Below are 11,856 nucleotides of genomic sequence, written 5' to 3'. Positions count from 1 at the left end.
ATATTCGCTAAATTCTTCCGAGAACTTCAATCTCGCCCTGGGGCGTAGCGCGAACGAGGACGGCTTCGCCCTCGCGGGGCACGAGGGTCGTCAGGGCGGTGATGTTGACCTGGTGGGTGACCAGCACAGCCACGCCGGGGGTGTTGCGCTGCTCCAGGATGAACTGCTGGAGGGCGCGGGTCTGCTGGGGTTCTGTGGTGCGATCGCCAAAAAACGAGTTCAGCACGGGGAATGGCTCCACCGGGGCCAAATCCATCAGCCGCGCTGTGTCCAGGCTGCGACACCACTGGCTCGACAGCACCCGCGCCACCGGAATCTGCCGCTGCCGAAACGCCTCGCCCAACTGTCGCGCCTGCTGCTGCCCCGCTGCGTCCAGGTTGCGCTGGGTCGAACAATCGTCGATCCGAAAGGCGGGTGGGTCGCCTGTTCCTGGGGCGCGGGCATGGCGAAACAGCACCACTACTCCCAATTCCTGTCGCAGCAGGGCCCACAGTTCCTCGACAGAGCGGGACGGGGGTTGCACCACGAGGGGCGGCGCGGTGGGAGCGGTGGACTGGGCGATGGGACTGGGCGGTGCGGCGCTGGGCAGGGCACTGGGTGTGGGTGAACTGGCCATCGGCCCGGAGGCACAGCCCAATAGGGTGAAGGCGCTCAACAGGGCGATCGCCCCACCTGTCAGCACCCTAGCACAGATTGGAAGCAGCCTCAGGTGAATCATGAAAACGCCTATCAGGTAAAGATATTCAGCTGACCCGCTGGTTCTCGAAGGCGGGATCGGCGACTGGCGGCCTTGGTCGGCCCCTGATCCGTGGAGTCGGGGCTGCGAGGCGCATCCCGCAACTCGCCCCGCAGCCCCACGGCGATGTGGGAATGGCGCTCGATTTGCCCCATCACCTGCCGCGCCCGCTCGATCACCGAGGTCGGCAACCCCGCCAGTCGCCCGGCCTCGATGCCGTAGGACTTGTCTGCGCCGCCGGGACGCACCTGATGCAAAAAGATAATCTGATCGGGCAGTTCTTTCACTACGACCTGGTAGTTGGCCACGTTGGACAGCAGCGACGCGAGTTCGTTGAGTTCGTGGTAATGGGTGGCAAAGAGGGTGCGGGCGCGAATTTCGGTGGCCAGGTGTTCTGCCACAGCCCAGGCAATGGAAAGCCCGTCAAAGGTGGCTGTGCCCCGCCCGATTTCATCGAGCAGGACGAGCGATCGCGGCGTGGCGTGATTGAGAATGTTGGCCGTCTCGTTCATCTCCACCATAAAGGTGGACTGCCCCGTGGCCAGGTCGTCTACTGCACCGACGCGAGTGAAAATGCGATCGCACACCCCCAGGGTTGCCGCCGCCGCAGGCACAAAGCTGCCCACCTGCGCCATCAGTTGAATCAGCCCCACCTGCCGCAGGTAACAGCTTTTGCCGCTGGCGTTGGGCCCGGTCAGAATAATCAGGTCTGGGGCGCTGTGGGTCGGTGTGGGGGCAGGCGGGGGCGCAGGCACATCGGCGGGCGGGCGCGGTGGGGGAGGGGCGATCGACGCTCCGATTCCCCCATGCTCCATAGCCTGATCTCCAGAGCCTAAGCTGGCTGAATTGGGCACAAAGAACCCGGCGGGTAGGGACTGCTCCACCACGGGATGGCGACCGTCTACAATCTCAATCCGGCGGGATTCCGTGATGGCTGGGCGGCAGTAGTTTTGATAGACGGCCACTTCGGCCAGCGAACAGAGGGCATCTAGGGCGGCGATCGCCCCTGCCACCTGGCGAATCGGCTCGGACTGCTCGGCCACCTGAAGCCGCAGCGCCGTGAAAATTTCGTACTCCAGCTTATGGACGGCTTCGCGGGTCAGAAAAATTGCCGATTCCCGCTGCTTCAGTTCCGGCGTGATGTAGCGCTCTTCGTGGGTGAGGGTCTGCTTGCGGATGTAGTCGTCGGGCAGGTCGGCGCTGGCTTTGGCCCGCGAAATGCTGAGGTAGTAGCCAAAGGCTTTGGTGTAGCCTACCTTCAGGGTGGCGATGCCGGTGCGCTGGCGCTCGCTGGTTTCAAGCTGGGCGATCCACTGCTGGTCGGCCTCGATGCTCTGGCGCAGGTGGTCTAGCTGGGGATTCACTCCGGGGCGGATCAGGTTGCCCTCGGTCAGGTAGAGGGGCGGCGTTTCGACCAGATGGGCTCGCAGCGTCCGCCCCAGGGTGTCCATCACAGGGGGCACGGTTTGCAGCGCGGTCAGAAAGGGCGATCGCCCCACTGCCGCCAGCTCAGCAATCTCTGGCAGCTTGCCGAGGGAATCTGCCAGGGCCACCAGATCGCGGGCGTTGGCGGTACCCGATCCGGCTCGCCCCGTCAGCCGCTCTAGGTCGTAGATTTGCTTGAGAATCTGCTGAAGCTGCTGGCGCAAAGTCCCCTGGTCAATCAGTTCTTGAATCGTGTCCTGCCGCGCCTGAATCGCGGATCGATCCAGCAGGGGTTGCAGCAGCCAGCGCCGCAGCGCCCGCCCGCCCATGGCCGTCACCGTGCGATCTAGGGCCCACAGCAGGGAGCCGTGAAACGTGCCGTCGCGCTGGGTCTGGGTAATTTCCAGGTTGCGGCGGGTCTGGTGGTCGATCACCAGAAAATCGCTGAGGGTGTAGGTGCAGAGGGGCTGGAGGGGAATGCGGGTGGGGTAGGCGTGGGCCGCGGGCGGGGCGGGGGACGGGGCAGCGTTAGCTTCGGCGGGGACGGCTTCGAGCTGGCGCTCAGAGGTTTCTTCCAGGTATTGCAGCAGCCCACCCGCCGCCCGCACCGCTAGGGGCAAATGTTCACAGCCCATGCCCTCTAGCGATCGCACGCGAAATCGCTCCAGGAGGCGCTGACGGGCCTCGGCCGCCTGAAACGGGGCCTGCGGACGCAGCGTATAGCAAAACTGGGGCGGCAGCGCCTCTGGCAGGGCGGCGGCCCGGCGTGGATCGGGGGTTCCGGCGCGGGCATCGGGTCGCAGCAGCCCCACCAAGTCGGGCGCGTTGGTGGGCAGCAGAATTTCCGACGGCTGGAGCCGCAGGATTTCCTGGGTCAGCATCTCTAGTCCGCTGGTCTGGGTGGTCAGGAACTCGCCCGTCGATACATCGGCGATCGCCAGCCCCCAGTGCGCCCCAGCTATCACCACCGCTGCCAGGTAGTTGTTGCGGCGGGCGTTCAGCATTCCTTCTTCCAGCACCGTGCCGGGGGTAATCACCCGCGTCACCTGGCGCTGCACCAGTCGCCCCTGGGCATCCGCCGCGTCTTCGGTCTGGTCGCAAATGGCGACGGCGTAGCCCCGCTCCACTAGTTGGGCACAGTAGCGCTCTATGGCGTGGTGGGGGACACCCGCCAGCGGCACTCGCCCCACCGTCTTGCCTGCGTCTTTGCCGGTCAGCACCAGCTCTAGCTCCTGGGCAATGGTGATAGCATCCTGAAAAAACGTCTCAAAAAAATCGCCCACCCGATATAGCAGCAGTGCCTGGGGATACTCGTCCTTCAGATCAGCGTAGTGGCGCATCATCGGGGTCAGCGCGTCGCGGTCTACGGAGCGATGGTCGATGTAGCGCACCGTCTGCTTGATGAGCCGTTCTGGCAGGTCTCCGAACCGTTGAGATTCCAGCGGATTGGGGGCGGGGGGCAGGTCGGTCATGGGCAGGAGCGGTAGGGAGCAGCAATCGGGATTGGCAGCAGACGGACAAACAGACTAATAGAACAGACTGATTGAAAATTTTAATCAGGGCTGGGGGAACTCGCAGCGTGGTGTGATCTTCAAAGAGGGCAATCTAACTCAATCATCTTGCCGCACCAAACTGTGAATGGCACTGTGAGTGGCGGTTCCTTTTTGACTTTATCGTATGGTTTTGCGGTGGGGGCGATCGCCCTCCAAAGTTTTTGCCGAGCCGGCCGCGTCTTGCGGAACGCCCGGTCTTCCCGGTGAAGCTATTCCATCTGCAAGCCCCCTACAGACTCGACGGAGCCTCATGATGACCCCAAATGCCAATCCTTCTACCCGCCTGGCCCTGCATCGACTCAGCCTCGGGCTGCTGATTGTCGCTGCTGTGTCTTGTCAGGTGCAGTCGCCGCCCGTGTCACCCCCAGTCGGCACAGGAACCCCGACCGAGCAGCCCTCACCCATTGCGGCTGCGCCAGAATCGGGACTTTATCGCAGCGATCGCTTTGGGTTCCAGTTTGCCTATTCTGCGGATCAGTTTGTGGCCCACGGCGAAACCGAGTTTCCGCCGGAGGTCGTGGCCCGCGAAGCCGTACAGATCTGGACGATTGACCATGACCGCGCCATCCAAGCGGGCGAATACGAGGGCGGCACGGAGTATCCTGCCAATGTTAGCGTCACTGTCCAGCCCAACCCAGACGGACTTTCCGCCACCGAATGGATCGCCCAGAGCGACTGGTTTACCAACGTGCGCGAGGTTCAGGAAGTCACCGTGGCGGGGCAGCAGGCGATCGCCTTTCGCTCCAGCGGACTCTACGACATGGAGCAGGTGCTAGTGCCCACGCCCGACGGCAAGAACTGGGTGCTGATCACGCTCAACCAGGTGGGCACGGGCGAAGCGGATGCCCAGTATCGCCAGGCCTACGACCGGGCGATCGCCACGCTGACCTTCACGCCCTAACCCCGCACCCCCAGCTCCATCATGGCCGCCGCCACCTGCTGCGATACAAACGGCAAAATCGCCTCGTTCTGGCTGTGATCTCGCCCTTCGGTAAACACCACCAGCAGGTAGGGCGGCGCATCGGGGAGTTCGATGTAGGCCGCGTCGTGGCGCACCCGGCTCATAAGTCCCGCCTTCGACCAGAGCCGCGCGGTCTGCGGTAGACCGCCGCCCAAAAAGCCTGTGACTTGGTTTTCGGGGTCGGCGGCTAGCTCCGCAGGGTTGAGGCTGCGATGCAGCAGGCGCATCATGAACTGCGATCGCTCGCCGCTCACTGCCACGCCGCCCACGATGCTGTGCAGCAGCCGCGCCACGGCCTCGGTTGTCAGCAGGTTGCGGTTTTCCATGAGTTCGCCATAAAAGGCCCGCTCTCGCCCGTAGGGGCCGTCGCACCAGGTTTTTTGATTCACATTAATCGTGTCCAGTTCTTCCCAACCCAGGGACTTGAAGTAGCGGTTGACGATATTGCGCTGATATTTCCAGGTTTCAAACGGCTCGATGGGCAGTTCGGGGCCGCTGGTGGTGCCCGTCAGCATGTCCACTACCAGCCCCGTCGCGTCGTTGCTAGAGTCTACAATCATGTCGCGGATGGCCCGATCCAACTCGCTGGAGGGCGCAATCATGCCCTGCTCTAGCCACTCCTGCACCGCCACCAGATAAAACAGCTTAACCACGCTAGCGGGGTAAATTAGCTCTACGCCGCGATAGGAGTAGCCGCCGACGGAATATTGCCAGAATTGCTGGGGCGAAATTGCGCCGCCTGTGTTGACGGGGATGGGCGGTCGATAGACCAGCCAGGTGAAAGCAATTTGATTGGGCGCGAGGCTGGGGAATTCGGCTCGGGTGGCGGCAAGAATGCGATCGCCCTGTAGGGTAAGCTGGTCATCGCGCTGGAAAAATGGCATGGAGGCAGGGGGGAAGAATAGGGCGGGCTGGGGGCGAATCAAGGCAGCGGCCTGGGGGCCACTTACTATAAAAGAGTTGAATCAAAAAAAGAGTTGAATCTAAGCAGGGTAAATCGATTTGCCTCGGATCGAGGGTTCCACTGCCGATCGAGTGCTAAAGCAGATTAGCCCTGCCTCATTTCCCGGTACGACATGGTTTCCCTTGCGTCTATTCAAGCTGATTTTGCGAGCGATCGCACCGTTACCTATCAGTGTCTCGAAAATCTCAATCTTTATGACTCGCCTGCGCTCAAGGATTTGGCGACGCAAGCCGTTGCCGGGCGATACCTGCGGATCTTACCGCCGCTGCCTGATGCCAGTGCCGACCCGACCCGCAGCGCGGTCTCCGTGGTGCTGTGTGAAGACGACTATCCGGGCTGGGTGGCGGTGGAAGATCTGGATCTGCTGACGGTGGCGGAGGCTCCCTATCGGGCGATCGCCCTCAGCACCGACGACATCCACGCCTGTCTGCCCCAGGTCATTGCCTTTGCTCGCCAGGCCATGGCCCAGCCTAACCACTACCTCTGGGGCGGCACGGTCGGCCCCAACTACGACTGTTCTGGGCTGGTGCAAACGGCCTTTGCCTCGGCGGGCATCTGGCTGCCCCGCGATGCCTACCAGCAGGAAGCCTTTGTGCAGCCGATTCCCATAACCGACCTCCAGCCCGGCGACCTCGTGTTTTTCGGCCGCCCCGACCGCTGCACCCACGTTGGCCTCTACCTGGGCGACGGGCAATACCTTCACAGTTCTGGCAAAGACCAAGGGCGCAACGGCATTGGCATTGATGTCCTGTCGGAACAGAGCAATGCCGTCAGCCGCGCCTACTTTCGCCAGTTTCGCGGAGCCGGTCGAGTTGTGGCCTGCTATGTCGGGGGCAGGGGTTAGGGAAGAGGGAAGAGGGAAAAGGGAAGAACGAAGAGAGAAGAACGAAGAGGGAAGGGGGAGGACGGCGGTTTGGCTGATGTACCATGAAATCATCTGCCGCCACCCTCCTGTTTCTCCCTGCTATGCGAATCGACTTCCAATCCAGCGGCGGTTTTGCCAATCTGCGGCTAGCCTACAGTGTGGATACCCGCACGCTGCGGCCAGGGGAAGCCTCGGAACTGGAAGCCCTGGTGCGGCAGTCCAATGTGATGGAGATGCAGCCCAGCCAGTTGGCCAGCGCCAGCCCCGGGCCGCCCGACGTGATGACCTACCACCTAGAGCTTCAGGAGGGCGATCGCCACCAGTCCCTCACCGTCACCGACCTCACTGCACCGCCGTCGCTGCAACTGCTGCTGTCTCGCCTCCGCGACCTCGCTCTAGAGCACCGCTAGCCATGCCCTGTTGCTTATCAATATCTCCGCCGTTGTCTAAGCCCTCCTGGTTGGTGTCGTTCCTCGTCGCTCTACTGGTGCTGGGATGTACGCCGCTGGCTCCACCGCCCGTCTCTTCCAGTCCCCTACCCGCGCCAGAAACAGTTCAATTAGACAGCCCGTTTCAACTGCCCCTAGCGGGCACGGCTACCTTGCCCAATCAGCAGACGCTCACCTTTGCGCGGGTCGAGCAGGATTCACGTTGCCCCAGCGATGTGACCTGTGTCTGGCCGGGGCAGGCAGAAATCATCGTCATGCTCAGCCAGCCGGGGCAGCCCGCCCAAGAACTCTTGCTGGTTCAGCGGCTGGGGGACGAGGCCGCCGCCGCACGGTCAGTGAATGGACTGACGGTGAAGCTGATCGATCTGACCCCCTATCCCACAACCCGTCCCTCTTCCCCGGCAGACTATGCGGCGACGCTGCTGGTCACGCAGCCCTGACCCATCCAGCGTCTTAAGAATAGACAGGTGGAGGCTCGGCGGTGCAATCTTGCCCCGCAACAGGCCGGGCTACTTTTCTGACAGAATCGCGGAAATCTCTTTCCAATACACCCGCTGAAATGGCTCTTCCTCTGCCAGCTCATAGGTTTCTACCAGGCCTTCTCGCCGTCGAGAAACGGCGTTGCCCTCTTTGATTACCACTGTTGCGCCGTCAGCGATATTGCGAGACAGCATTTTCTCCGTTTCTGTGGGCGCGTCCAAAATCACAATATTGCTGCCGTCATAAAAGCAGCCCTCTTGCTCTAGCGTTGCTTCGTCATATTCTGCAATCAGCAAATCCAGCTTGGGATTCCGCAGCAGGCTTTGTACCTTCGTGTTGTAGGAACCCGTCAGCGCTTTTTGAGAGCGATTGACAAAGGCGGCATCCCGGCAAATGGCCCCAATCGTCCAGTTGGGATAGTTCACCAAAATTTGATCAACCAGCTCTTGCAGTTCCTTAAGCGGCAGATAGTTGAAGGTGAAGATGGGAATGCGGGCAGCTTGCCCCGATTCAAAAAAGGTTTCCAGAATCCGCGAAGCTACATCAATGCTGTTGCCGACGGCTGGACGCAGGTGCATGTAAACCCCCGGCGCGGCGTTGATCTCGATGATGCCGAAGTTGCCCTCTTTCCAGGAGCGTGAAATGTCGGACGTAAGCACATCAATGCCGAGACAGACGAGGCGAAAATGCTGAGCAATATCCTGGGCAAGCACAATATTGTCGGGGTGAACCTGCTCGGTTGCGTCGATGCTGACCCCGCCAGACGATAGGTTCGCCACCTTTCGCAAGTAGATGACTTCATCTGGATCGAGGATGCTGTCGAGGTCAAGCCGCTGCTCCGACAGGTAGCGTTCCAGCGACTCGTCCACGATGATCTTGCCCAAGGGCGAGGTGGGCGTGTCGAGCCGCTCTGGTTTGCGGTTTTCCAGCGCAATTAGCTCGGCAATGGTGGAGCGCCCGTCGCCTGTGACCGAGGCGGGGCGGCGCTGGGTGGCGGCGACAAACTTGCCATCCACACAGAGCAGCCGATGATCCAGCCCGGAGATGCTCTGTTCAACAATGACCGCAATGGATTGACCATCTTCGTGGGCCTCCACCGCTCGGTCAAAGGCAAATTCCAGTTCGCTGTCGTCCTGCACGTCGGCCGTCACCCCAATGCCCTTGTGCCCGACCACAGGCTTGACCGCGACCGGGTAACCGATCGACTGCACCGCCTTCAGCGCTTCCTTCAGCGTGGAAACGATCGCCCCTTGGGGCACTGGGAAACCCAGCGTGCTGAGAAAGGCCTTGCAGTCGTCTTTGCGGGTCGTAAAGTCAGAATCCACATGGCTATCGCAATCGAAAGTCGTAGCGACCCCCCGCACCAGCTTTTTGCCGTAGCCATACTGCATTAGCCCCTCATCGGGCAGATAAAAGGCGGGAATGCCCTGGTTATGAGCCGCCCGCAGCAGGGCGTAGATCGTAGGGCCGCCGTAGACCGAGCGGCGAAAGCGGGTTTGCAGCAGCGCAATCTGGTCTTCAAGCTGAAAGGGCTGTCCATTGGAAATTGCCTCGAACCAGTCCCAAACTGCGTAGACGGTGCCGTAGCTGGTGGACTCGTGGATCGACTCGACTGCAATCGTGGTCGGCTCGGTGGGCTGGAGGCTCCACAGTTCACAGTGCAAATCCATGTCCAGTTTGCCGACCTCGACCACGGTTTGCACAAACAAATCGGCGTAGGACTTGTACTCGGTGAGCGCCATTTTGGGATACCGCTGGGCGATCGCCTCTACATAATCACCCAACGGCAGCGGCTCTCGATGGCCCGTCAGCGCCAGCCGAAACACCAGTGCCCCTCGCCCTAAGTAGGGATTCGGCCCAATGTAATGCTTGAAGCCAAACACGTCGAAAATATCGGTTTTCCGAGCATTGACCGGACTCGCCGTTCCACTTGATTCGTCAATCACCATAACTCTTCAGCCACCCTCGGCTTTAGCCTGGCTGCCAGGACATTACCAGGACATTACATAGGCGAAGCTAATATACCCTGTTCTGAAACACGCCCGCCGTTACATTTGTAATGCTTTTGAGCCGATTTTTGGAGGCCAGTCCAGGCGGCTACGGGGGGCAGCCTCAGATTTCGCAAAGCAGCACTTAAAATTACGACTGCTTAGCAATGGGGGTCTATTTGGCTCTGTAAAGGTGAAAATTTAAGACAAAACCTTCGGAATATACGGGGTTTATGTCAGTCTAAAGGTATGCTTTTTGAGGCAAAAATTGGCTTGCCTCAGTATGTTCCCCGGTCTGACAGGCTCGATTAAAGATGCGGTGAAATATGGGCTTACTCCAGAGACGTGAACGAAATCCTGCGGCTAGCATGGGTAGCTAAGTGGGTGCATATCGAGCGTTCCTCGACAAGCACGGCGAGGTTCAGAATGCTACCTCTCTGTTCTCTATGCCTCGCGACTCGGCCTCTCAACCGCAAAAAACTACTGGTCATAGCAATGATGAACATCAAGCGTATCCTTACCTGGGCTGGGCTGACCGCTGGTACCGCTCTAGCGCTGTTTGCCTCACCCGCTGGGGCAGCCGGAATTTCTTTCGCGCCTTTCAGCTTCAGCACCAGTTTCACCGGAACCAACCCTCGTGGCAATATCATGCTGAATTCGGTGACCACCACCGATAGCCTGACTGCCGCTTTGGGATCGACCTATAGCTCTTTCAGCCTGGTATCGGGTGCCAATATTATCCACAACGATCTGTGGCGTGGGGGTGACACGGGTGCTGCCAGCTCTGACCTAGGTCGTGAAGCGACCATTGGCATCCGCCAAGAACTGGCGACCAACGAGAGCATCGTTACAAGCCTGGGCAACCTTAACCTAAGTAGCATTATTGACACTGAAGACCGAGGGAGCTTCATCATTGACCTGTTCTTTGATCAGGCGACCGACCGCTTCTTTTTCTGGGAACGCGGCATGAACAGCAAAATGCTGGTGCAGGCGCTGGATGATCTGGGCAATGTGCTGGCTGAGTATCTGCTGGACAGCAGCACCTCTAACTACGCAGGCTTTGGGATTGATACTGCTGAGATTGGCTACACCCAGCGGGTGGGCGCTCAGGGCCTCTGGCTGAACGGTGCTTCGACCAATCGCCTACGCGTGATTGCTAACGGTGCGGCGTTCAACGGGCCCGACTTCAAGGTGGCTGCTGCGGCGGTGCCTGAGCCTGCCACGATTGCGGGTACGGTGCTGGCTGCTAGCGCTGCGATCGCGGCTCGTCGCAAGCGCAAGGCTCAGGCCGAAGCCTAGGGGTTTGGTCATCTTCTCTCGGGGCGTTGCGCTCTTGTGACCTCTGGGAATACCTGATCTTCAACTAGGGACTGGCTAATTAGTCCATCATTCAGAGGCGCTCTTCCTGATTTCAGGAGAGCGTTTTTTTGATCTAGGGATCATGCGGACGCTGCGGTGGTTGAGGATGAGCATGAAAACCGCTCGACTCTAAACCCAAATCCTTCACCTCAATCAGGTGGCTCCCAACAGCAGCGCCATCAGGGCTTTCTGAGCGTGGAGTCGGTTTTCTGCTTGATCCCACACGCGAGACTGGGGACCTTCCATCACTGCGTCGGTAATTTCCTCCCCCCGGTGGGCGGGCAGACAGTGCAACACGATTGCTGACCCATCTGCCTTACTCAGTAGCGCTTCATTGACCTGATAGGGCTGGAAAATGGGGACGCGGCTTTCGGCTAGGTCTTCTTGCCCCATGCTGGCCCACACATCGGTATAAACGACTTGGGCCCCCTGAACCGCCTGAACGGGGTCGAGGGTGACTAGAACTTCGGTGCGATCGCCCGCAATGGCCGCCGCCCGCGCCACGATATCTGGATGGGGCCGATAATCGGCGGGACTAGCCACGCGCACGTTCATCCCCATCAGCGCAGCTCCCAACATCAATGAGTGCGCCATGTTGTTGCCGTCGCCCACATAGGTCAGCGTCAACCCTTCCAGCGTGCCGAATTCTTCTTGCACCGTCTGCAAATCCGCCAACACCTGGCAGGGATGCTCCCAGTCTGTGAGCGCGTTGATGACCGGAATCTGGGCGTAGTGGGCAAAGGTTTCCAATTCCTTTTGGTCGAAGGTGCGAATGGCCACGATATCGAGATAACGATCGAGCACGCGAGCCGTGTCGATTACGGGTTCGCCCCGGCTGACCTGAGTAACGCTGGCGTTGAGATCCAGCACCTGCCCCCCCAGTTGAAAAATGCCGACCGAGAAGCTGACCCGCGTCCGCGTGGAGGCTTTTTGAAATAGCAGCCCCAGCGTTTTTTCGCAGCGGGGTCTAGCGCGACCGGCCTTCATATCGGCTGCCAGTTGCAAAATGGCGTTCACTTCGGCAGTGTTCAAATCTGCCATGCTCAGCAAATCTCGCCCCTTTAACATGACCATGC

10 protein-coding genes are annotated in these 11,856 nt (G+C 60.3%); 5 read left to right on the top strand and 5 right to left on the bottom strand.

The genetic code is table 11. From position 1 onward, the window contains the following. Positions 1-7: 7 nt before the first annotated feature. Positions 8-718 (bottom strand): histidine phosphatase family protein, encoded by a 711-nt coding sequence (locus IGS16_RS01840; protein ID WP_297082825.1) that lies wholly within the window; start codon positions 716-718, stop codon positions 8-10. Between the two features lie 11 nt (positions 719-729). After that, the gene (gene mutS, locus IGS16_RS01835; RefSeq protein ID WP_297082823.1) at positions 730-3,633 is read right to left on the bottom strand and encodes a DNA mismatch repair protein MutS; all 2,904 of its coding nucleotides are present in this window, start codon (positions 3,631-3,633) and stop codon (positions 730-732) included. A 205-nt stretch (positions 3,634-3,838) separates the two neighbouring features. Here mutS and IGS16_RS01830 point away from each other — a divergent pair, with 205 nt between their 5' ends. After that, positions 3,839-4,615 (top strand): hypothetical protein, encoded by a 777-nt coding sequence (locus IGS16_RS01830; RefSeq protein WP_297082822.1) that lies wholly within the window; start codon positions 3,839-3,841, stop codon positions 4,613-4,615. On the opposite strand, the gene IGS16_RS01825 is transcribed toward IGS16_RS01830, so the two are convergent. Continuing rightward, positions 4,612-5,559: a serine hydrolase gene (locus IGS16_RS01825; protein ID WP_297082820.1), complete on the bottom strand. Its 948-nt coding sequence runs from the start codon at positions 5,557-5,559 to the stop codon at positions 4,612-4,614. The genes IGS16_RS01830 and IGS16_RS01825 overlap by 4 nt on opposite strands. A 192-nt stretch (positions 5,560-5,751) precedes the next feature. Here IGS16_RS01825 and IGS16_RS01820 point away from each other — a divergent pair, with 192 nt between their 5' ends. The 3 genes from IGS16_RS01820 to IGS16_RS01810 all read left to right on the top strand — a co-directional run bounded on the left by IGS16_RS01820 (position 5,752) and on the right by IGS16_RS01810 (position 7,393). Continuing rightward, positions 5,752-6,483: a C40 family peptidase gene (locus tag IGS16_RS01820; RefSeq protein ID WP_297082818.1), complete on the top strand. Its 732-nt coding sequence runs from the start codon at positions 5,752-5,754 to the stop codon at positions 6,481-6,483. Between the two features lie 83 nt (positions 6,484-6,566). Next, positions 6,567-6,914, top strand: a complete 348-nt coding sequence (locus IGS16_RS01815) for a protealysin inhibitor emfourin (RefSeq protein WP_297082816.1) — start codon at positions 6,567-6,569, stop codon at positions 6,912-6,914. 32 nt (positions 6,915-6,946) lie between these two features. After that, a complete protein-coding gene (locus IGS16_RS01810; protein WP_297082814.1) occupies positions 6,947-7,393 on the top strand; it encodes a hypothetical protein in 447 nt (148 codons plus the stop codon). Positions 7,394-7,462: 69 nt separating this feature from the next. Here IGS16_RS01810 and IGS16_RS01805 read toward each other — a convergent pair whose 3' ends face one another. Further along, positions 7,463-9,382 carry a cyanophycin synthetase gene (locus IGS16_RS01805; protein WP_297082813.1) on the bottom strand — a complete coding sequence of 640 codons (1,920 nt, stop codon included), beginning with the start codon at positions 9,380-9,382 and terminating at the stop codon, positions 7,463-7,465. Between the two features lie 537 nt (positions 9,383-9,919). Here IGS16_RS01805 and IGS16_RS01800 point away from each other — a divergent pair. Continuing rightward, positions 9,920-10,720, top strand: coding sequence for an exosortase-dependent surface protein XDP2 (locus IGS16_RS01800; protein ID WP_297082811.1), 801 nt, complete (start codon positions 9,920-9,922; stop codon positions 10,718-10,720). Positions 10,721-10,933: 213 nt separating this feature from the next. Here the strand turns inward: IGS16_RS01800 and argF are convergent, their stop codons facing one another. Beyond that, complete coding sequence (gene argF, locus IGS16_RS01795; protein WP_297082857.1) at positions 10,934-11,854, bottom strand: ornithine carbamoyltransferase; 921 nt, start codon at positions 11,852-11,854, stop codon at positions 10,934-10,936. Positions 11,855-11,856: the final 2 nt, after the last annotated feature.

The sequence above is a fragment of the Thermoleptolyngbya sp. C42_A2020_037 genome (assembly GCF_015272455.1).
In the GTDB taxonomy this organism is placed as follows: Bacteria; Cyanobacteriota; Cyanobacteriia; order Elainellales; family Elainellaceae; genus Thermoleptolyngbya.
The sequence above is the reverse complement of the archived record's forward strand: the minus strand, read 5'-3'. Positions and strand labels throughout refer to the sequence as shown.

Bases quoted from the DNA above. Each gene is read 5' to 3' on its own strand.
- IGS16_RS01840 (WP_297082825.1), bottom strand. From the start codon at position 718: ATGATTCACCTGAGGCTGCTTCCAATCTGTGCTAGGGTGCTGACAGGT.
- mutS (WP_297082823.1), bottom strand. From the start codon at position 3,633: ATGACCGACCTGCCCCCCGCCCCCAATCCGCTGGAATCTCAACGGTTC.
- IGS16_RS01830 (WP_297082822.1), top strand. From the start codon at position 3,839: ATGGTTTTGCGGTGGGGGCGATCGCCCTCCAAAGTTTTTGCCGAGCCG.
- IGS16_RS01825 (WP_297082820.1), bottom strand. From the start codon at position 5,559: ATGCCATTTTTCCAGCGCGATGACCAGCTTACCCTACAGGGCGATCGC.
- IGS16_RS01820 (WP_297082818.1), top strand. From the start codon at position 5,752: ATGGTTTCCCTTGCGTCTATTCAAGCTGATTTTGCGAGCGATCGCACC.
- IGS16_RS01815 (WP_297082816.1), top strand. From the start codon at position 6,567: ATGAAATCATCTGCCGCCACCCTCCTGTTTCTCCCTGCTATGCGAATC.
- IGS16_RS01805 (WP_297082813.1), bottom strand. From the start codon at position 9,382: ATGGTGATTGACGAATCAAGTGGAACGGCGAGTCCGGTCAATGCTCGG.
- IGS16_RS01800 (WP_297082811.1), top strand. From the start codon at position 9,920: ATGAACATCAAGCGTATCCTTACCTGGGCTGGGCTGACCGCTGGTACC.
- argF (WP_297082857.1), bottom strand. From the start codon at position 11,854: ATGGTCATGTTAAAGGGGCGAGATTTGCTGAGCATGGCAGATTTGAAC.